The organism is Streptomyces colwelliae (assembly GCF_048158785.1).
Taxonomy (GTDB): domain Bacteria; phylum Actinomycetota; class Actinomycetes; order Streptomycetales; family Streptomycetaceae; genus Streptomyces.
In genome coordinates this window covers 1-21,115 of sequence record NZ_JBLTJC010000103.1, presented here as the reverse complement: position 1 = coordinate 21,115, position 21,115 = coordinate 1, and the positions used below count along the sequence as shown (strand labels likewise).

Genomic DNA, 21,115 nt, shown 5'->3' with positions numbered 1-21,115 from the left:
ACGCTCAAACCGCCCGACCTGGGGAAAAACTTTGGTTCTGACCGCGATTCCGTGAATCCCCAGGTCGTCGTCTGACTGCGGGAACGTTTCTCGTGGGGATTGCCCAGGTATGGGGGCCGTGGCGATCGAGGATGTGCTGTTTCCCGGGATCGATGTGCGTGTCACCGCGGTGCACGTCACTGCGGAGAGAGTCTCTGTCGAGGCGTCGTCGTGCGGGCGGCCACCAGTCTGTCCGGACTGTGGCTGGCCTGGACGTCGCGTGCACTCTCGGTATGTGCGGCGGGTGGCTGAACGCCCTGTGGTGGGGCGGACGTTGGCGATCTGGCTCAGCGTGCGCCGGTTCTTCTGCGACCGGGCCTCATGCCGTCGGAGGACATTCGTCGAGCAGGTCCCGGATCTGAGCGAGCGGTACCGTCGTCACAGCATTGGCCTTCGGCGATGGATGCAGAGCATCGCGACGTTCCTGGGCGGCCGTCCCGGTGAACGACTGTGCCGGGTCCTCCAGTTTCCTACCGGCCGTACCCATCTGCTGGGGCTACTCACGGCCCCGGCGGTGCCCGAACAGGCGCCTCGGGTGCTGGGAGTCGACGAGTTCGCCTTCCGGAAGGGCTGGCGTTACGGCACTGTCCTGGTCGACATTGAGGCGGGCCGGGTGGTGGACGTCCTGCCCGACCGTGACGCGGCGACCTTCGCCGCCTGGCTGCGCGAACACTCCGGCGCGGAGATCATCTGCAGGGACCGGGCCAGCGCTTACTCCAGCGCTGTGCGCGAAGCCGCGTCAGGCGCCCAGGAGGTCGCCGACCGCTGGCATTTGCTCAACAACCTCTCCTCCGCGGTCGAGAAGACGTGCCACCAGCACCGCTCCTGCCTGCGCAAGCAGGCCGAAGCCGACCGTAATGCAGAGCCCCGGCGGATCATCAATCCCCTGCCTCCGCCGACTCTGCCACCCACGAAGATCGCTGTCCGCACCGTCGACCGTTACTCAGACATCCACCGTCTGCTCGGGCAAGGATGCTCCGTCTCCGAGATCTCCCGCCGCCTGCACCTGGACCGCAAGACCGTCCGCCACTTCCGCGACACCGACCTCGACGAGCTGCCGGCCTCCGCGCGGATGCGGCGTCCCAAGGGCGTGCTGGAGCCCTTCACCGAGTACCTGACCGAGCGGTTCACGAGCGGCGTGACCAGCCCGACCGACCTCTACCGCGAGGTCCGGGAACGCGGCTACCGGGGCAGCGACTTGCCCGTGCGCCGCTACGTCGCCGGCCTTCGAACCGGCACCGTCGAACCCGCCCGCGGCTCCCTCCCCAGCCCACGCAAGATCACCAAATGGATCATGCTGCCCCGCGGCACCCTGGAGCGCCACGAGGAAGACGAACTCCTGAGCGTTCGCCTGGCCTGCCCCGACATCGCCCGAGCCTGCGACCTTGCCCGCACCTTCCATGACCTGCTCCAACACCGTCGTGGCCATCAACTGTTGGCGTGGGTTCGCGAGGTCGAACGAGACGCACCCGCCCCCGTCCTCGCTTTCGCGCAGGGCCTGTGCCTCGACCTCGATGCCGTCACCGCCGGCCTCACCCTCCCGTGGAGCTCGGGCATCGTCGAGGGCCACGTCAACCGAATTAAAACGATCAAGCGGACCATGTACGGCCGAGCCTCGTTCCGCCTCCTCCGCACCCGCATCCTGCTTCGATCATGACCTGGGGATTCACGGAATCGCGGTCAGAACCAAAAACTTGATCGTCGACAAGCCCGGCCCAACCGGCCTTGGGACGGTTCTTGGCGCCTCGGCGCACCCCGTGCCAGCGCAGCAGCCCGCGGACGCTAGCCGAATCGCGGTCAGCACCGATGGCCGTCCACTGCTAAAAAGGCCGATTCCAGCAGGGAGCGCATGGATTCCGAGAAGTTCAGCCTTCCTCGACGGCCCGCCGATAATTCACAAATAATCAAGTGCTCCGATGTTGGATCCGGATATGATTTCTTCCGAGATTCCCGTGATCTTCATTCATGGTCTGTGGATCCACTCCTCCTCATGGGCACCGTGGATCGAGGCGTTCCAGTCCGCAGGCTATGACCCGATGGCTCCGGGCTGGCCTGGCGACAGCAACACCGTCGACGAGAACCGCAGCACACCTGATCGCCTTGCCGGTGTCGGCCTGGACGACATCGCCGCGCACTACGGCCGGATCATCTCCGCTATGGAGCGGGAGCCTGTCGTCATCGGTCACTCGGTCGGCGGGCTCATCGCGCAGAAGCTGAACATCTCGCATTCTCTTCGTGCGGCCGTCGCCATCGACCCCGCGCCGATCAGGGGGGTCAGGGCGCTCCCGCCGGCCCAGCTGCGTGCGGCATTTCCCGTCCTGAGCCGACTCGGTAACGCCCGCCGGACGGTCTCGTTGACCGCCGAGCAGTTCCGATACGGGTTCGGCAACGCCGTGTCGGCGGAGGAGTCCGGCGCGCTGCATGAACGCTATGCGATACCCGGACCCGGCCGTCCCATCTTCGAAGTCGCCACCGCGAACCTTCGACGGCGTTCGGCGGCATCCGTCGACACCCGTACGGGACGCCGTGCCCCCTTGCTGTTCGCCTCAGGGGAACAAGACCACACCGTCCCGGATGCCGTGACACGCGGCGCACATCGCCTGTACCGGCGCTCGCCTGCGGTCGCCGACTGCATTCAGATGGCGGGCCGGGGCCACTCCCTGGTGTTCGATCATGGCTGGCAGGACATCGCACGCCAGGTCGAAGGCTGGCTGAACCGTCAGCTCGCGAAATCGGACACGCCCAGCCGTCCATGACGTCGGCTTCTGACCTGAGGAGGTCGACCATGCCTGTTCTCGTGACCGGCGGTTCCGGATTCGTTGGCGCTCACTGTGTACGGCAGCTGCTGAGCCAGGGGCACCAGGTCCGCACAACCGTGCGCTCGCCTGGGAGAGAGGAGGCTGTGCGGGCAATGATGGAGCCCGGCGCGGACCTGTCGTTCGCGGTGGCCGACCTGACCTCCGACGCCGGCTGGGCGACGGCCGCCGCTGGATGCGACGCCGTGCTGCATGTGGCCTCGCCGTTCCCGGGGAGAGCGCCGAAACATCCCGACCAGCTGATCGTGCCCGCCCGGGAGGGCACTTTGCGGGTGCTTCGTGCCGCCCGTGACGCTGGTGTCCGCCGTGCCGTGCTGACGTCGTCGTTCGCCGCTGTCGGGTACGGCCACCGCGACTACGCCCGTGTCTTCACCGAGGCGGACTGGAGCGATCCGGACGGCCCCTCGTTGATCGCCTATTCGCGGTCGAAGCTGATCGCCGAGCAGGCGGCATGGGACTTCGTCGACAGGTCGGGCGGCGGGATGGAGCTGGCCGTGATCAACCCGGTCGGCATCCTCGGCCCGGTGCTCGGCCCGGACCTGTCGGTCTACGTCGAGGTGATCAAGCAGCTGTTGAACGGCGAACTGCCGGTCCTTCCCCGCCTGAACTGGGGCATGGTCGACGTCCGCGACGTCGCGGACCTGCACGTGCGCGCCATGAACGAGCCTGCCGCGGCGGGCGAGCGTTTCCTGGCCACCGCGGGGACTGTGTCGCTGCCGCAGATCGCGAGCCTGCTGCGCGCGCGTCTCGGCTCGCAGGCGACCCGGGTGCCGACCCGAACGGTGCCAGACTGGGCGGTGCGCCTCTGCGCGCGGGTGAGCCCTCGATTCGCGACGGTCGTCCCGGACCTCGGCGTGGTGCGAGAGGCGTCGAGCGCCAAGGCACGCGAGGTTCTGAGCTGGCAGCCCCGGCCGATCGAGGACACGATCCTGGACACCGCGAACAGCCTGGCCGCCCTGGGCCTGCTCCGCAGCGCATCGCACACTACGCCTTGAGACTCGGGTTCACTGTCCGTCCAGAACTCATTCAGTGCCCCGCCGTAGCTTTCAGTCAGAAGGAGGGCTTCTGCTAGACCCTCCAGAAATGGAGGTCGTCGTGAAAACCAGTCACGCCACCGAACTGCAGATACCGATGGCCGAGGTCGACCTCGAGGAATGGATTTTCTCGCTCAGCGATGAGGATTACCAGGCTGCGTCACCGCAGCACCGTGCCGCAGGGGTAACCCGGTCGAACGGAGCCCGCGGAACGATCAACGTTGAGTCGATCGGCGGGACGCTGATCGTTCAGCACTATCGGGAGATCGCCGCCGACGCGCGCGGCTTCGAGCTGCTGTCGGAGCGCAGTAGGGCTTACCTGTTCCACCTCATCCCGGCCCGCGCCGAGGTGCGGTGGATGATGGCCGCCGAGCCGGATCCGAACGGCGCTTCCCTCCTGCGCTGTACGGTCGAGCTCAACCTGTCGCCTCTGTTGAAAGTCCTGTCGGCGACGATCGCGACGCCCTTCTTCATCCGTCGCCACGTACGTGGCGAGACTTTGGGATTCGCTCGCGACATCGAGCGCAAGTACGCCTCCCGTCAGGCTGCCCCACACTGACGTCTCAGACGCCGGAACAACCGTCAAGACGGGTGATTCTCCGGCCCTGTGGCTCTGATCGGATTAGCCCATGAAATCGAACAGGACTGGGCCGTGTCTTTCTTTCTTGAGTTCGCCCGTAATCCCATGACGGTCGGCGCGATCGCGCCGAGCGGCCCGGCGCTGGCCAGGATCGCCACGGCAGCGGTGCCACGAACGGGTTCCCCGATCGTCGTCGAGCTCGGCCCGGGCACCGGTGCGTTCACCCAGACCATTCAGGAGCGCCTCGCGGGACGCGGACGGCACATCGCTGTCGAAGTCAACCCGCAGTTCGCCCAGCAACTGGCCGCCGTCTGTCCAGGTGCCGATGTCGTGAACGCGGACGCGGCCGACCTCGGCACGGTGCTGGCGCGGCTGGGGTTCAGCCAGATCGACGTGGTGGTCAGTGGCCTTCCATGGGCGGCGTTCACCGAGAGCCGCCAGCGCGACGTGCTGTCCGCTGTGGTCGCGGCCCTGCCGCCGCACGGGGTGTTCACCACCTTCGCGTACACGCACACCCGCTGGGCCCCACCGGCCCGGCGGCTGCTGCGTTCCCTGCAATCACGGTTCGACGAGGTCGTCATCAGCCGGACGGTGTGGGCCAACATGCCGCCCGCCCTGGTCTATTACTGCCGTCGCCCGAACATCTGGGCATCCACCGACGCCGAGCCGACGGTGGAGGTCTCCCTCAGATGATTTTGGGAGGTCCCTGTCCGTGACGTCGCGACCACGTCTGCAGATCATGGGCCCGCTGCGGGTCTGGCGGGACGACGACCAGTATGATTTTGACGGTTTGCAAGCTGGCAACCTCTCGTATCATCCGGGAGTCGACGTGGCCCTGCCCGTTCATCCCGTCCGGCCAGGCGACGACGATCGGCCAGCCGGTAGTACTTCCTTGCGCCTGCAGGTCCTGGGCCCGCTGCGGGTGTGGCGCGAGGGCGTCGAACTGGATACCGGTCCCCGGCAACAGGCCTATCTGCTGGCCTTGCTCCTGGCCCGGGTGGGCAGGCCGATCAGCACGAGCGAGATGATCGACCTGATCTGGGACCACGACGTCCCCAACAGCGCGCTCAACATCATCCACAAATACGTCGGCGCATTGCGGCGACTGCTCGAACCCGCGATCCCCGCCCGTGAAACCGGCTCCTACCTGCACCGCCGCGGCAACGCCTACCTGTTCATCGCCGCCCCCGGCACCCTGGACCTCCTCACCTTCCAGGAACTCGTCGAGACCGCCAAAGAGGCCCTGGCACAGCAACACCAGGAGACGGCGCTCGATCGCTACGTCGAAGCGCTCGGCCTCTGGCGGGGCCGTGCGGGCGACGGGTTCACCCACAGGTCGACCGCGCTGCCGACCTTCAGCGCTCTCGACGACGAGTTCCACGCCGCGTGCACCGAAGCGGCCGAGCTGGCGGTGTCGCTGCGCCGACCGGCATCGGTGCTGCCGGCGCTGCAACTGGCCGCATCGACGGCGCCGTTCCACGAACCCGTCCACGCCGGCCTCATTACCGCCTTGGGGGCCGCGGGACGCCGGGCCGCGGCACTGTCGGCGTACCACAGGGTCCGCGCCTGCCTCGCCGACGAGCTCGGCATCGGTCCCGGCCCGGAGTTGCAGGCCGCACACCTGCAAGTGCTGACGCAGCTCCCGGCCTCGCCGTCCGTGGCGAGTACGGCTGGCGCATCGGCACGAACGGAAGCCGGCCTCGTAGGCAGGGTCGAGGAACTCGCCTTACTGCGGCAAGCCGTGGAGACAGCTTTCACCGGCCGCGCGGCGCTCGGCATCGTCCAGGGCGAGCCGGGCGTGGGCAAGACCCGGCTGCTGCAGGAGATCGCCGCCGAAGCGAGCCGGCGTGGCGCGCTGGTCGTCTGGGGCTCGTGTCTGGAAGGCGACGGAACACCGTCGATGTGGCCTTGGGAACAGGCGCTGCGCCCGATTCTCGACGGCCTGCCCGCGCCGTTGCGGGAGAAGTGGCTCGCCAGTGAGCTCGGCGGCCTCCTCCAATCGCGAGACGACGACGCTGCAGGGCGGGCGATTCCCGACAGCGGTGCGCAGTTCCGCCTGTTCGAGCAGGTCGTCACCGTCGTCGGGCAGGCTTCGGAGCAACGGCCCATGCTGCTGATCGTCGATGACCTGCAGTGGGCCGACGCCGCCTCGCTCGAGCTGTTCGGCCACCTGACGGCCCGGCTACCCGCTGGCACGGTGATCATCGGAGCGCTACGCGATCGCGCGCCCACACCCGGCTCCAGCCTGTCGCGGGTCCTGGCCGCGGCCAGCCGGCTGCCCGGCCACCGCAGGATCCCGCTCGGCCCGCTCGGCCCGCTCGGCCTGACCGACGTGACCGAGCTCATCCGCCGCGAAACCGGCCACGAGCCCGGTGCCGAAGTCGCCCGCGGCATCCATGCCCGCACCGCCGGCAATCCGTTCTTCGTCCAAGAGCTGTCCCGGCTGCTCAGCGACGGCGGCTCGCTCGGCGGCGGCGGCGCATCGGTACGGGCCGGGGTGCCGGCCACCGTGCGAGACGTCGTCCGCGATCGGATGACCGGTCTCGACGACAGCGCTCACGACCTACTGCGCACCGCCGCGGTCATCGGCCGCGACGTGGACCTCGAACTGCTCGCCCGCGCGATCGGCATCGACATCGCGGACTGCCTCGAACGCCTCGAACCGCTGCAAGCACTCGGTCTCCTGGAGACCAAGCCGGAAGACCCGTTCTCGTGGCGCTTCGCGCACGACCTGGTCCGCGAGTCGGTCACCGAGACCACCGCGCGGCGGCAGGCCGCCGAGCTACATCTGCGCGTCGCCGACGCCCTCGAACGCATCCATGCGGACGACGAGTCCGTCGCCGAACGCCTCGCCTACCACCTGCGGGGCGCCAGCCCCCTGGCCGACCCGGGTCGCACCGCGAAGGCGCTGGCGCGCGCCGGTCACCGCGCGGCGACCAAGCTCGCGTTCGCAGCCGCCTATCGGAACCTGGAATCGGCCGTCCAGATCGCCCGGACGGCAGGGCTGCTGGAGCTGGAACTGTCCGTCCTGTCGCTGCTCAACCTCCTCGCCGTAGAGCCCCCGGGAATGGGCGGCTCGACGTTCGATCTGCTGGAACGGGGCGCATATCTCGCCCGCAGACTCGGCCGCGAGACGGCCGAAGCCGAGTTCCTCTTCTTTCGGATGACCGGGGCCTACGTCTCCACCGAGAAAGACCGTGGCATGTGGGCTCGCCGACTGCATGAGCAAGGCCAGGCGTCCGCGGACCCGATCATCCAGGCGTACGGCCGGCAGGCCTGGGGCCTGTACCACTGGGACATCGGCGACATCGGCGCGGCCTTTCAGTGTTTCAGCTGGTTAGGCAGTACCACTGCGGACGGCGTCGCCTCGCTGCTCGCGAACTCGGCCGACCCGGACCCAGGGCCGGCTCAGCAAAGCCTGTACCACCTTGCCGGCCAGGTCGGAGGTGTCCCGATTCGACGCCGCGACGACCTCGGACGTTGGCGGATCCAGGACGAGTGGATCGGTTATCTGGGGGTGATCACCACGCTGCATGGCGATGTCGAGACGGGGCGGTCCCTGCTCGGCACGGTGTACCAGGCCGAGGGAGACCCTTTTGAGATGTCGGGCTGGACCCGTTACCAGACCATGGCCGCCTCGATGGCCGGTGACACGGCATGGACGATGCACGCGACCGAGCGGTGGGTCGCGGCCAGCGCCGACCTTCCCGGCGTCGCGCAGGAAGCCTATATACGGCTGGACTGGTACTGGGCCCGTGCCCTCACCGGCGACGACCCGGCCGGCGCCGCGGCCAAGGCCGAACATCTCCTGGCCGCGACCCTGCTCGACCCACCCAGATGGGGCCTCGCCTACTGGTACGGACTGATCGCCGAGATGTGGCTGGCAGCCGAGATGCCCGACAAGGCCGCGACCGCCCTCGACCAGGCCGACCAGGCCGACCAGGCCATCAAGGCTCACGGCCAACGCTATGCCGAAGGGCTTCTCCTGTTGCTGCGCGCGCGCCTGCTGCACGCCCGCGGCGAACCCGTCGACGTCGTGCGAGCCGCCGCCGACGAAGCCCGCGCCCGATCCGGCGAACGCGGGGCCCACCTCTTCGCTCGCCGCGCGGAGAGGTTCCTGGCCGATCTCGACCAGAATCCGGCAGGATGTTGATCGCGATGCGGCGAGGGTCCTGGGTCGCTGTCCGGAAGGTTCGGGGTACCTCAGCCCGCCCAGCCGGACCTCGTGGATTCCCTCCGGACGAACCGCGGTGAACTCCTCGAGATTCAGTCGCCGGCGAGCATCGTGTGAACTGAGGAGACGGCGCTCCCGCCCTCGCCAACGGCGGTGGCGACGCGTTTCATCGAGCCTGAGCGGAGGTCGCCGACCGCGAAGACCCTGAGGGCGCTCGTCTGGAACGGCAGGTGCGCCCCGGACGATCTGGTGGGCAGTCGGCTGTCGGTGAGGATGAAGCCGTCCGAGTCGGTGGCCACGCCCGCCATCCAGTCCGACACTGGGTCGGCGCCGATGAAGCAGAACAACGCCCGGCAATCCAGCCGGTCCTGGCGCCCGTCGGCCCGGTCGACGACGATCGATGTGAGGAGGTCGTGGCCGACCAGTTCGCGGGCCGCTGTGCCGGTGTGGAGCCGGATCCGGGGGTGCACCCGGATCCGGTCGGTCAGGTAGGACGACATCCGGGTCCCGAGGTCGGCTCCACGGATGATCAGATCGACCGTCGCGCCGCGGGCGGCCAGGGACAGTGCGGCCTGCCCGGCCGAGTTGGCACCTCCGACCACCGTGACCGGCTGGTCCTCGTACCCCCGGACGTCCAGTTCGGTCGCCGCGTACCGGATGCAACCCGATTTCTCGAACGTCGCCCAGCGAGGGATGTCGAGGCTCCGGTAGCGGGCCCCGGTGGCGGCGATCACCGCGCGGGACTCGATCCGCGAGCCGTCCTCCAGCAGTACGGCCGGCCTCCGCTCGTCGGCGAGATCGAGTCCGGCGACCGCGCTGGGCGAGTAGATTCGGACCCCGAACTTGAGCGCCTGCATCATCGCGAGCCGGGTCAGGTCCTCGCCGCTGACCCCCTGCGGGAAGCCCAGATAGTTCTCGATCCGGGAGCTCTTGGCGGCCTGCCCGCCGAGCCCGCCACGGTCCAGCAGCACAGTGACGAGCCCCTCCGACGCCCCGTACACGGCGGCGGCCAGACCCGCCGGGCCCGCGCCCACCACGACGAGATCGGCCGGACGTCCGTCGGCCCGGTAGGTGAGGCCGAGCGCCTCCGCGACCGATCCGGGCGTCGCGCGCCGCAGCACCGCACCGTGGACCATCGCCGCCGGAAGATCGTCCTCGCCGAGCCCGACCGATCGCATCATCGCGAGCCCGGAAGCCGACGTCGCGTCGAGCCAGGAAAGGGGCAGCAGCATCTGTGTCACGTATGTGCGCAGCTCCAGGGTCTGCGCGGTGTCGGGCCGGCCGACGATCTCCAGGGCGCTGTCGGCCGCCGACCGGATGATCTCGCGTCGTTCCTGGAACACCTCGATCAGCAGGTCGGCGAGGTCGACCTGCTCGGCGAGGACCCGGCGCAACGTCGCCGCGCCGATCCGGACGACCGTCCCGGCGGACACCACCCGGGCGGTCAGGTAGACGTGCTGGCCCGTCAGCAGGTTGAGCTCGCCGAGGAAATCGCCGGGACCACCGTGGTAGATCAGCCGCTCATGTTCAATCGCGGTCGCATCCCGGACGAGGTCCACGGCCGCCGTCCGGAGCAGGAAGAGGTCGTAGGAGCTGTCGCCGGACGCGTAAAGATTCCGGCCGACATCGGCATACTCGACGGAGCCGTACCCGGCGAGCCTGTGGAACTGTTCGTCGTCCAATACCGGCATGAGGTGAGTCCGATCGGCAGGTAACGGAACGTTTCGTTTCGCTCAGCGGTCGTCGCCTCAATGGAGGCCGTGGCGGGCGTAGAAACGCCGCAGCGGCGCCGGTGCCCACCAGTTCGCGTCACCCAGCAGCCGCATCGTGGCCGGAACCAGCAGTGCGCGGACGATGGTTGCGTCCACCAGAACCGCGATGAGCATCGCCACCCCGATCAGCTTGATGAACGTGATTCCGGAGACGGAGAACAGGCCGATCACGACGAGGATGAGCAGTGCGGCGCTGGTGATGACCCGGCCGCTGCGCTGCAGCCCGACCGCGACCGCCGCGGTGTTGTCGCCGGTCCGGTCGTACTCTTCGCGGATCCGGGACATCAGGAAGACCTCGTAGTCCATCGACAGCCCGGACACGACCGCGAGGACCAGGATCGGCTGGGTCGCCTCCAGCGTGCCAGTCGAGGTGAAGTCCAACAGGCCGGACAGATGGCCGTCCTGGAAGATCAGGACCAGTGCGCCGAACGAGGCGCCGAGCGACAGGATGTTCATCACGATCGCCTTGACCGGCAACACGACGGAGCCGAAGGCGAGGAACAGCAGAACGAAGCCGGCGCCGCCGATGATCAGCGCCATCCAGGGCAGCAGATCGCCCACGGCGTCGAGTTGGTCAGCCAACTGCGCGGTCTGGCCACCCACCAGCGCCTCACCACCCGGTGGTGCCGGTACGGCCCGGATCCGGCTCACGAGATCCCGCGACTCGGGCGATATGGGGTCGCCCTCGTACATGACCGTGACCCGGGCGACGTCGTCGGACCGACCCGTGACCTCGGCCCCGGACACCCCGTCGACAGTCCGGACGGCGTCGACGTAGCGCTCCAGACCGGCCCGGTCCGACGAGGTCACGATCGCCTCAACGGGCACCTGACCGTTGCGGACGAAGTCCCGGTCAACGGTTTCCGAGACCACACGGCTCTCGGTACCCGCCGGCAGCACCCTCGGGTCGATACCGCCGAACTCCACGCGCAGGAACGGCGCGGCGGCCAGCAGCAGCACCGCGAGCACCCCGGTCGCGTAGACGACCGGGCGGCGCATGATGCTGTGCGCGAGGCGGTACCAGAACCCGTGCGCCACCTCGTCCTGCGGGAGAGCCGGCAGCGGGCGGCGGAACGCCCGCCGCACCGAAAGTGCCTCGACCCGGGGGCCTAGGACGGCGAGCAGGGCGGGCAGCACGGTCAGTGCCGCCACCATCGCCACCAGGACAGCGGACAGCCCGCCGAGACCCATCGAGCGCAGGAAGGTCATCGGGAAGATCAGCAGTCCGGCCAACGAGACGGCGACGGTGACACCGGAGACCGCGACCGTACGACCGGCGGTGGCCATCGTGCGGGCCACGGCGTCCTCGACACCGAGCCCGCGAGCGATCTCCTCCCGGAACCGCCCGACCATGAACAGGCCGTAGTCGATCGCCAGGCCCAGCCCGAGAATCGTCACCACGTTGACCGAGAAGACCGAGACGTCGGTCAGGTAGGTCATCCCGCGGAGCGCGGTGAGCGCTCCGAGGATGGCCAGGCCGCCGATGGCGAGCGGCAGGCTCGCCGCGGCCACGCTGCCGAACACGAAGACCAGAAGCACGAGCAGCACCGGTATGGAGATCGCCTCGGCGAAAGCGACGTCCGACGCGACCCGCTCGCGGATGTCACGGTCGACCGTGGTGGCGCCGCCGACCTGGGTCCGCAGGCCGGGCGCGGCCAGTTCGTCCTCGATCTCGTCCAGCCCTTCGCCGCGCTGCGCCTCGTCCTCGCCGGCCAGGGTCAGCACCGCGTAGGTGGCGTGCCGGTCGTGGCTGACCAGGGCCGGGCTGCCGGTGCTCCAATGGGTGACGGTCCGGGTCACCACGTCGTGGGGAAGCTCTTGGAGCGTCTGCGTGACGGATCGCCGGAACGCCGGGTCGTCAACTGTCGTGCTGGGGCTGGTGTACAGGACCACCACGTCGTTGCCGGTCCGGCCCAGCGTCGCCTCGGCACGTGCGGCCGCGCGCGAGCTCTGGCCGGCCGGGTCGTCGAAACCTCCGGTGGTCAGCGAGCCGAAGACCCCCGTGCCCCAGATGCCGCCCAGCGCCAGAAAGGCCGCGGCCAGGCCGATCACCCACCACCGTCGGCTGACCATCGTCCGGCCCAATCGCTCGAACATCGCCGTCCCCTCCTGGCTTCGTCGGTTCGGTGGCGTCAGCGCGCGGCGCGCTTGACGAGGGCGGCCGTCGACGCAGGCTGCGCGATCATCGCGACATGCGAGGTGTCGGCCTCGAAGGTGTGCGCGCCGGCCCGGCGCGCCATGAACCGCTGCGCCGCCGGGGGCAGCACCTGGTCGTCGCGGCCCACGAGGTACCAGGACGGAATGGTCTTCCACGCCGGGGCGCCGGACGGCTCCCCGAGGGTGCGCACGTCCGCCGGCCGCTGGCCGGCCCACATCAGCTCGGTGCTCGCCTTCGGCAGATCCCCGGCGAACACGTCGTGGAAGAACTCCTTCTTGATGTAGCCGTCGACGAGGCCCTCACCGTAGGGACGGAAGTCCAGCGCCTCCTCGCTGAGCCTGCTTCCCGGGTACTTCGTCTGCAGGCCCAGCAGCGTCTCCCCCTGATCGGGCACGAACGCAGCCACGTAGACCAGCGCCTTGACGTTCGGGTTGCCGGTCGCGGCGTTCGTGACGACGATCCCGCCGTAGGAGTGCGCGACGAGGACGAGCGGGCCGCTGAGGGTCGCGAGGATGCCGGCCAGATAGGCGGAGTCGGAGGCCACACCGCGCAGCGGGTTGGGCGGTGCGATGACCGGATAGCCGTCGCGGACGAGCCGGGAGGCGACCCCGTTCCAGCCGGAGGCGTCGGCGAACGCGCCGTGCACGAGTACCACGGTGGGCTTCAGGCCGCTGCCGCTTCCGGTGTGCGCCCGCGCGGCGGGCGCGTCGAGCGCGGCGCCCACCACGACCGCGGCGGATCCTGCCAACAGCGCCCGGCGAGTTGTCGTCATCGATATGCACCCTTCGGTATCCGGTGTTCTCCGTGGTGATCGCGGGTCAGCGTAAAACCGGATACTTGACGAGCACTGAACAGAAATCCGGCGCCCTCCCGGGGCCGCTTCACCATCGGTTCCGTTGTTGTCAAGCAGGGGGAAGCCGCCTTCGCGCAAAACCGGAAACGCGTCGGTGAAATATCCGTCGGCGAAATTGAGTGAAGGAAGGCGTTCGCCGACCCGGCCCAATGCAACGGCAAAGCCGGGTCCGGACCTGATCGGCCGCGACATCCATGCCGAGCGTCACGGGATCAAGCCGGTCGGCGACATCACCTGCCTGCCCACCACCGAGGGCCGGGTCTGCCTCGCCTGCGCCAGCACAAGACCTTCGGCTACCTCACCCCGCTGCTTCTTCCCGGGCGACGGCACGCGGCGCCGCAGCGTGGGCGTGCTCGTCCAAGGTGTACCGGCGTTGCAGCACGACGGCGATCGTCATGAGCACGGCCGGCACCAAGGTGAAGCCATAGCGGACGGCCGCCAGCGCGCCGGGAGACTGCGTGGTGTGTTCGCCCGAGGTACTGGCCACGAACCCGCCCGCAGCAAGGCAGGCCGAGTACACATACGGCCCCAACGCGCCACCTGTGGCCTCGGCGGCGGTCCACACGCCGGTGTAACTGCCCGCACTGGCGCTACCGGCCGGCCCGGCGGCGGCGATGACATCGGGCACCATCGACAGCGGCATGAGTTGCATCGCGGCGAACGCGACGCCCAGCACCGCCACGGCTGCGATCAGCAGGGGCAGGCCTGCTGCGGCGCCCAGAGCCAGCACCAACGAGCCAGCCACGAACGCGGCTTGGGCGACGAGCAGACCGCGCTGCTTGCCGAGACGCCGGGCCACCAGTACCCACAGGGGCGTGGTCAGGACCGCCGGTGCCATGAACGCCGCGATGAGCACGGTCGTGACCGCGGGGCGGCCCAGCTCGTACTCGGCGAAGTACGGCATGGCGGCCAGTACCAGGTTCATCGTGATCGCGACGGTCAGATAGGACGCGGTCAGCGCACGGAACTGCCGGTCGCGCAACGCCACCAGCAGCCCGCCCCGGTGCCCCGGCTCGGCCGGGGTGCCGGGCGCGGCCCGGTTGAGACGGGCGACGCCGGTGACGCCGACCAGCATCGCCGCGAGCATGACCGCGCCGAGCAGCAGGGCCATTCTCGTGTAGTCGCCGACGTCCGGATCGTCGCCGGCGACCACCGGCGCGGCCACGCCGGCGAGCAGGACGCTCACGGTGATCACGACATTGCGGTACCCCATGAGGCGGGTCCGCTCGTGGTAGCCGATGCCCAGGTCGGCCGGTGTGGCGAGGTAGGAAACCTGGTAGCACGAGTAGAGCAGGTTGCCGGCGGCCAGCGCCACCGCGACCCAGATCGCGGCGGTCGTCCCGTGCAGGTCCGACGGCACGGCGAACAAAGCCACGAAGGCGAGCACCACGACGCAGCCGACCACCATCAGTCTCCGGCGGTGGCCAGCGCCGGACAGGTCGGCATCGGAGAGCCGGCCCACCCACGGGTGCGTCACGATATCGGCGACATTCGGCAGCAGCAGCGCGAGGCCGGCCGCGAACGGAGGCACCGCCAGGACGTCTGTCAGGAAGTACAGCAGGAAGATGCCTGGCACCGTGACCCAGATGCCCATGCCCATCGAACCGGCGGCGAACGGAACGAGTGCGCGCAGGGGGAGCCGAACGTTGGTCATGAGCCGCCTTCCGGAAATCCAGCACAGGGGACTGTCGTTGCTCGCGTGCGTCCTCAGAAGGCCAGGGCCAGCCGTCGTACGGCCTCCCGCAGTTCCTCCGGACTGCGGTCGCTATAGGACAACCGCAGGTGCCGGCCCGAAGACCGCTCCCGGGGGTCCGCCGCGAAGAACTCGCCCGGCTGGTAGACCACGCCGTGGGCGACCGCCCGCCGGAACAGCGCAGCAGGGTCCACAGCGTCGTCGGTGAGCCGCGGCCAGAGGAACAGCCCGCCTTCGGGGGCCACGATGTCGAGGGCGCCCGGGAGTTGTTCCCGCAGGGCGTCGATCAGCACGCCGGCGCGTTCTTGGTAGAGCGCGGTGGCGCTGCGCACGACCCCGTCGAACCATTGGGCGTCGTCGGTGAGCAGCCGTTCGATGATCGCCTGGGTCACCGAGGATGTGTGTACGTCGAGGCGGTTGCGCAGCCGGGTCACCGGGTCCACGAGGTGGTCCGGCAGCACCAGCCAGCCCACGCGCCAGCCGGGGCCGAGGGTCTTGGTGAAGGAGTTGACGTGGATCGCCCGATCCGACTGGTTGAAGACCGCGACACCCTGGTCCTGGCCGCCGAAGCGCAGTTCGCGGTACGGATTGTCGACGATCACGTAGAAGCCGTACCGCTCGGCGAGCTCGATCAGTGCCTGCCGCTTCGGCGCTGAGAGACTGACCTGGGCGGGGTTGTGGAAGTCGGGCACGGTGTAGGCCGCGGCGATCCGTGCGCCAGTGGCGAGCCGCCGGGCAAGGTGTTCGACATCGAAGCCGTCGGCTACGACCGGTACCGGCAGGATCTGTGTCGTCGACACCTCCAGGGCCCACAGGAAGCCCGGGAACACCGGATCGTCCACCGCGACGGTGGCACCGCGCTCGACAACGGTCAGCACTGCCAGTGCGAGGCCGTGCATGCCACCGTTCGTCACCACGATCCGGCTCGGGTCGACGCCCTCCCGTTGCGCGATCCAGTCGCACAGTGCGGCGGATCCGCGCGCCGGCGAGTACTGCAGGCTCGCGACCGCGGCGTCGGGGGTTTGCCACAGTTGCGCCGATGCCTTGCCGATCGCCTCGACCGGCAAGGCCGCAGGCGCGGGGATGCCACCCAGCAGGCGAATCGTTCCGGGGGCGGGGGCGGCAAGGCTGGCGTCGACGAAGCCCTTCGGCGCCGAGAGCCCACGGGCCAGGGCCGTCAGCCCGCTCTGTTCGTCATCAGGGCCTGCGGTCATGGATTGCCTCCAGGTCCTGCGAGAGTTGTTCGGCGCGCCGGGCGAACAGGTGCGCCTCGCATTTGGTGGATTGCGTGTAGGCGCGTTCGGCGGCGGCCCGGACAGCGGTGAGCGGTGCACCGCAGGCCTGCAGCAGGCGCGCCCTCAGCAGCAGAAGGAGCCCTTCGGCGTAACGCTGGCCGAAGTCCCACATTGCCTGGTCGGCTCGGTCGAGGGCGGCTTCGGCCCGATCGGGCGATCCGGCTGCCAGCCACATCTCGGCGATCAGTGCGTAGTGGTAGGCGATGCCCCATTGCGGCGGATCGAGCAGGTGGGCGGCCAGGAGTTCCTCGGCCTCGGTCGCGGCGCCGGCCGGATCCGCACCGGTGAGGGCGCGTGCCCAGCACCAGAACTGCCGGATGTAGAGGTCGATGTTGGCGCGGAGACGCACGAAGCCGGCAGCGGCCCACCGCTCGCCGGCTCGCCGTGCCGCTTCGGCGTCCCCGGCCATGGAAGTGATCATGGTCGTGTAGTAGACCCAGACCGAGGCCCCGTACGGATCCCCCGGGGTGTCCCAGGTGTCGACGAAAGAAAGCGCCGCGTCGACATCGCCGTGCAGCGCGGTCATGACTGCCCGCCAGCCGGGCCCTTCCCCGGGAATGCTGCCGTCCCGCCTCAGCGGTGTCTCCTCGTCCGGGGCGACGGTGCCGCCGACAGCGGCGACATCCTCCTTGATGAAGGACCGGTACGCCTCGCCGATGTTGCCGATGTCCCACTGATGCAGGCCCCAGGCGTGCCGGCCGTAGCGTCGGACAGCCGGATCGGAGGACACCTGACCGAGCTCGTGCAGTCGGCGGGCCAACTCCCCGCGGCCCTTCTCGATGGAGGTGTAGGCACCCATCATGCGGATGAAGAGGAAGTCGGCGGCCTCCGCCTCCCGGCCGAGGGTGCCGGCCAGGTATTCGGCCCGCTCCAGCAGATCGAATGTCGAGGCGTCGTACCCCGCCTCTCGTCTGACGACGATGGCGAGCAGCGTGAGGGCGGAGAACTCCAGCTCCATGAATCCGGAAGCCCGGGTGACCTGTATCGCGGAGCGCAGTTGTCGATTGGCGGACTCGAAGGCGAGTTTGGCTGCCGCGCGGCGCCCGGCGCGGATCAGCGCCTCCGCGACGCGCACGGGCTCGGCGAGGGGGCCGGCGGCCCACAGGTGGTACGCGAGGCGTTCGGCGACGTCCTCGTCGTCGGCATGGATCTGTTCGAGCGCGTCCGCGACACACAGATGCAGCTGCGTGACCTGCCCTTTCGTCGCAGTCTCGGAGACCGACTCACGCACCAGGTCATGCGCGAAACGGAGCGAGGACGGGTCTTGCGGTCCGGGTTCGAGCAGCCCGAGAGTATGCAGCGGTTCCAGGCGGTGGAGGCAGTCCGCGACGTCCACGCCTGTGGCGCGGGACAACAGCCTGAGGTCGACGTCGCGGCCGATGAGCGCGGCCACGTGCAGCAGGTCGCGGGCGCGGTCATCGAGCCCGGCCATCCGGTCGCGGACGACGTCATGGACGGTGGACGGGACCCTGGCCGAGGCGGACGTGTCGCCGTCGCCGATCGCGCCGTTTCCGCTGAGGAGCCGGGACAGTTCGCGGACGAAGAACGGATTGCCGGAGGTCCGGGCATGGATGGCGCGGGCGACGGCGTCGCCGGGATCCTGGCCGACCTCGTGGCGGACGAGTTCGGCCACGTCGGCCGGACCGAGCGGACCGAGCCGGAACCTCCGGTGACCGGGCAGCCGGCTGGCAGCGGCCAGCACCCGGGAGAGGTCCGGGCTGAGTGTGGGTGCGCGGTCACGTAACGCGCCGATGATCGCGGCGCCCTGGGGCAGTCGTCCCGTCACGTGCTGCAACAACTGCAGGGAGGTGACGTCGGCCCATTGGAGATCGTCGAGTATCAGGAGTGTCGGCCGCCGCGCCGAGGCTTGTCCGACGAGGGCGACGACCTGTTCGAACAGCCGGAACTGGGCGTTGCCGTCAGGAAGTTCCCGGGTTGCGTCGTCCCGCGCCGCAAGGAGGCCTCCCAGCCCGCCGGTGAGCCACTGCTCGCTCGCCGAAGCGGGCAGACTGTGGACGACCTGGCTCAGTGCCTGCTCCCATGGCCACATCGCCGGTGTCCCGTCTCCCTCCAGGCAGGAACCCCAGACGGTGAGTGCACCCAGCCGGCCCGCCACGGCGGCGGCCTCCTCCAGCAGCCGGGTCTTGCCTGCGCCCGGTTCGCCTTCGACAACGCCGATCGCGGTGTCGCCGGCGAGCGCGCGCTCCACGATGCGCCGCAGCGTGGCGAGTTCCTCGGTCCGGCCGATCAAGGTGGCCGCCGTGGTTCGCCCTACCTCCTCGTCCTTCTCCTGCTCAAGCGGCGACGCCGGGGACTGCGTGAGAATCCGCCGCTGTGCGTCCTCCAGCGCCGGCCCCGGGTCGATGCCGAGTTCCTCGGAGAGCCGGTCGCGGACCTGACGAAACACCTTCAGCGCCTCCGCCTGGCGGCCGGCAGCGCCGAGAACGCCGACGAGACCTGCCAGCACGGGTTCGTTGAACGGTGCCATCGATGCGGCCAGTCGCAGAGCCGCGAGCACCCGCTCCGGTTGGCCCATCGACACGGCAAGCTCCGCCGCCGCCGTGCACGCGTCGTAGAACTCGTTGTCGAGTGCGGCGAAGACCGTCGTGATGTTTGTCCCGTCGGCGATGCCGTCACCCGCCGGGCCGTGCCAGAGCCCGAGCGCTCCGACGTAGTGATCGAGGGCCGCCTCGTGATCGTGTCGAGTCAACGCGGCCCTGGCGGCATCGACGAGTTCACGGAAGACGACGAGGTCCAGCGTGGCGGAGCCGACGGTGAGAAGGTAGGCATTGCCGCGACGGTGGAGGAACGAGCCGGCTTCGCGGACGGGCCGCAGAGGCTCGAACAGCCGTCGCAGTGCGCCGACGTACTTCTGGAGAATGTTCACGGCCGACGCCGGGATGTCCTCGGCCCAGATCAGGTCGACCAACTCGCTCGTACTGATCGGCTCGCCCGCGCGGGCGAGCAGCACCGCGAGCAGGTACGACTGCTGCCGTGGCCCGGTGTCCAGTTCGACGCCGTCCCGCCAGATCCGCAACGGACCGAGGATCTGCAGACGCAGGTGTCCGCCGGAGGAAGCCATGCCCACCCCTACCCCTACTCACGGCCCGACCACGATCGGCTGCGGCGTAGCCACTTTACGGTTGGTCCGCAGCCTGGGTCCATGCACCGAGGCGACCGCTGGGCGGCGCCGTCGCGGCGGAATCAGGTGCCCGATCGGCCGGTACCGATGCATCGGCGGCCCGCAGCCGGTCCACGTGCCGATCACCGAGCAGCGCAGTTCCAGAGGAAGTTGCGTCCCAGAACCACACAGCACGGAGGCAGCTCCGGACAGCACTACGCCGATTGCGTGCCGGCATTCGCGCAGTCTTCCGCCAGGGTCTTCGCCGCCTCGCCGAAGTTCGCGCGCCGCACAGGGCTCGCGGACATGTCTCCGCGCGCCTGCACGCCGTTCCGGCGATGACGATGAGGAGGCCGTACCAGGTGGCCGGGCCCAAGCGTAGCGGGTCGGAAGCCGTGGTCCGTCGTGCTGTCGACGGGACGGCGCGGACGGTAACCGCGGCCGGACCGTCCTACTGACCGATCACCAGGTCCTCGGTGGGCAGTGTCTGGCAGGCCAGCCGCCAGCCCGCGGCGAGTTCGTCGGCGGAGAACATCCCTCGGTCATCGGTCTCGTAGGCGCCGGAGAGCACCCGCACCCGGCAGGTACCGCAAGCGCCTTCGCCGCACGACTGGGGCAACGCGACACCGACGGCGTTGGCGGCGTCGAGGACCGACTGCCCGGGGCTGCACGGGAACGCCGGAGCGCCACTCACCGTGTCGATCATGAACTCGGTGACACCGGCCGCCGCGGCGGCGACGGCGATGGCGTGCGCCTTCTCCCGGCGGGTCTCCTTGCTTCGGCCGGACACGAACGCCTCGGTGTGGATGGCCTCTCGCGGCACCCCCAGTTCGGTCAGGCAGCCGATCAGGTCCTGCATCATGGGCGCCGGCCCGCACAGGTGCACGCGGGTCGTCGGGCCTGCGTGGGGCAGTAACTCGTCGAGACCGATCCGCCCTTCTCGGTCGGTCGCGAAGACCGACACCTCCAGCCCCGGCAGCCGGAACCGCAGCGCTTCGATCTCCGGCCCGAACAGCACCTCGTCCTCGGTCCGGTGGCTCGCCAGCAGGACGATCCGCCCCGTGTGACCGGCGTCGGCGGCCGCGTGCAGGACGCTCATCAGCGGGGTGATACCGACGCCCCCGGCGATGAGCAAGAGTGGGTCCGCCTCGGTGCCCGGCTCCCAGGTGAACTCGCCGTGCGGGCCGCTCACCCGCAGTGCCGACCCGGCCTCCAGTTCCTCATGCAGGAATCCCGAGCCCAGCCCGTCCGGCTCGTGCTTCACCGCGATCTCGACGAAGCCGTTCTCCCCGGGACTGCTGCATATCGAGTACGACCGTTCGATCGGCTCGACGGCAACGGGCAGATCGACCTTCACGTACTGCCCGGCGGCGAACGAGAACGGCATCGCGTCGCCGGCCAGGGGTTCGAAGCGGATCCGCCGGACCGTCGGGGTCAGTACCTCGATGCCGGCCACACGCAGATAGCCCTCCCAGGGCCTGGCCGGATCCCGGGGCATCCCGCCGGTGCGGATGGCCTGCCACATCGTCCCGAGCTGGCGCGGTTTCAGGACGGCGTTCGCCGCCATCAGCCCGCCCGCC

At 69.5% G+C, this 21,115-nt stretch carries 13 protein-coding genes; 6 read left to right on the top strand and 7 right to left on the bottom strand.

The genetic code is table 11. The annotated features are described in order from the left end of the window. Nucleotides 1-109: 109 nt before the first annotated feature. From ACNFOC_RS22285 to ACNFOC_RS22260, 6 genes are all read left to right on the top strand, one after another. A complete protein-coding gene (locus tag ACNFOC_RS22285) occupies nucleotides 110-1,696 on the top strand; it encodes an ISL3 family transposase (RefSeq protein ID WP_416960856.1) in 1,587 nt (528 codons plus the stop codon). A 274-nt stretch (nucleotides 1,697-1,970) separates the two neighbouring features. Further along, nucleotides 1,971-2,795 carry an alpha/beta hydrolase gene (locus tag ACNFOC_RS22280; protein ID WP_416960855.1) on the top strand — a complete coding sequence of 275 codons (825 nt, stop codon included), beginning with the start codon at nucleotides 1,971-1,973 and terminating at the stop codon, nucleotides 2,793-2,795. A gap of 41 nt (nucleotides 2,796-2,836) precedes the next feature. Further along, nucleotides 2,837-3,850, top strand: coding sequence for an SDR family oxidoreductase (locus ACNFOC_RS22275; protein ID WP_416960854.1), 1,014 nt, complete (start codon nucleotides 2,837-2,839; stop codon nucleotides 3,848-3,850). Nucleotides 3,851-3,938: 88 nt separating this feature from the next. Next, nucleotides 3,939-4,448, top strand: a complete 510-nt coding sequence (locus tag ACNFOC_RS22270; protein WP_416960853.1) for a hypothetical protein — start codon at nucleotides 3,939-3,941, stop codon at nucleotides 4,446-4,448. A 93-nt stretch (nucleotides 4,449-4,541) separates the two neighbouring features. Further along, entirely contained in the window at nucleotides 4,542-5,162 is a 621-nt protein-coding gene (locus ACNFOC_RS22265) for a class I SAM-dependent methyltransferase (RefSeq protein ID WP_416960852.1), read from the top strand. A gap of 19 nt (nucleotides 5,163-5,181) precedes the next feature. Further along, nucleotides 5,182-8,622 (top strand): ATP-binding protein, encoded by a 3,441-nt coding sequence (locus tag ACNFOC_RS22260; protein ID WP_416960851.1) that lies wholly within the window; start codon nucleotides 5,182-5,184, stop codon nucleotides 8,620-8,622. Between the two features lie 113 nt (nucleotides 8,623-8,735). Here the strand turns inward: ACNFOC_RS22260 and ACNFOC_RS22255 are convergent, their stop codons facing one another. The 7 genes from ACNFOC_RS22255 to ACNFOC_RS22225 all read right to left on the bottom strand — a co-directional run. Then, the gene (locus tag ACNFOC_RS22255) at nucleotides 8,736-10,334 is read right to left on the bottom strand and encodes an FAD-dependent oxidoreductase (protein WP_416960850.1); all 1,599 of its coding nucleotides are present in this window, start codon (nucleotides 10,332-10,334) and stop codon (nucleotides 8,736-8,738) included. Between the two features lie 57 nt (nucleotides 10,335-10,391). Beyond that, the gene (locus tag ACNFOC_RS22250; RefSeq protein WP_416960849.1) at nucleotides 10,392-12,512 is read right to left on the bottom strand and encodes an MMPL family transporter; all 2,121 of its coding nucleotides are present in this window, start codon (nucleotides 12,510-12,512) and stop codon (nucleotides 10,392-10,394) included. A 35-nt stretch (nucleotides 12,513-12,547) separates the two neighbouring features. Continuing rightward, nucleotides 12,548-13,345 carry an alpha/beta fold hydrolase gene (locus tag ACNFOC_RS22245; protein ID WP_416960848.1) on the bottom strand — a complete coding sequence of 266 codons (798 nt, stop codon included), beginning with the start codon at nucleotides 13,343-13,345 and terminating at the stop codon, nucleotides 12,548-12,550. A gap of 379 nt (nucleotides 13,346-13,724) precedes the next feature. Then, entirely contained in the window at nucleotides 13,725-15,080 is a 1,356-nt protein-coding gene (locus ACNFOC_RS22240) for an MFS transporter (RefSeq protein ID WP_416960847.1), read from the bottom strand. A 53-nt stretch (nucleotides 15,081-15,133) separates the two neighbouring features. Next, nucleotides 15,134-16,333, bottom strand: a complete 1,200-nt coding sequence (locus ACNFOC_RS22235) for an aminotransferase-like domain-containing protein (protein WP_416960846.1) — start codon at nucleotides 16,331-16,333, stop codon at nucleotides 15,134-15,136. After that, nucleotides 16,317-19,496, bottom strand: a complete 3,180-nt coding sequence (locus ACNFOC_RS22230; RefSeq protein ID WP_416960845.1) for an ATP-binding protein — start codon at nucleotides 19,494-19,496, stop codon at nucleotides 16,317-16,319. Before ACNFOC_RS22230 ends, ACNFOC_RS22235 begins: the two co-directional genes overlap by 17 nt. A gap of 490 nt (nucleotides 19,497-19,986) precedes the next feature. Further along, nucleotides 19,987-21,115, bottom strand: a 1,129-nt coding sequence (locus ACNFOC_RS22225) for a 2Fe-2S iron-sulfur cluster-binding protein (RefSeq protein WP_416960844.1), incomplete at its 5' end; no start/stop codon positions are given.

Bases quoted from the DNA above. Each gene is read 5' to 3' on its own strand.
- ACNFOC_RS22285 (WP_416960856.1), top strand. From the start codon at position 110: ATGGGGGCCGTGGCGATCGAGGATGTGCTGTTTCCCGGGATCGATGTG.
- ACNFOC_RS22235 (WP_416960846.1), bottom strand. From the start codon at position 16,333: ATGACCGCAGGCCCTGATGACGAACAGAGCGGGCTGACGGCCCTGGCC.
- ACNFOC_RS22230 (WP_416960845.1), bottom strand. From the start codon at position 19,496: ATGGCTTCCTCCGGCGGACACCTGCGTCTGCAGATCCTCGGTCCGTTG.
- ACNFOC_RS22250 (WP_416960849.1), bottom strand. From the start codon at position 12,512: ATGTTCGAGCGATTGGGCCGGACGATGGTCAGCCGACGGTGGTGGGTG.
- ACNFOC_RS22240 (WP_416960847.1), bottom strand. From the start codon at position 15,080: ATGACCAACGTTCGGCTCCCCCTGCGCGCACTCGTTCCGTTCGCCGCC.
- ACNFOC_RS22245 (WP_416960848.1), bottom strand. From the start codon at position 13,345: ATGACGACAACTCGCCGGGCGCTGTTGGCAGGATCCGCCGCGGTCGTG.
- ACNFOC_RS22270 (WP_416960853.1), top strand. From the start codon at position 3,939: ATGGAGGTCGTCGTGAAAACCAGTCACGCCACCGAACTGCAGATACCG.
- ACNFOC_RS22255 (WP_416960850.1), bottom strand. From the start codon at position 10,334: ATGCCGGTATTGGACGACGAACAGTTCCACAGGCTCGCCGGGTACGGC.
- ACNFOC_RS22280 (WP_416960855.1), top strand. From the start codon at position 1,971: ATGATTTCTTCCGAGATTCCCGTGATCTTCATTCATGGTCTGTGGATC.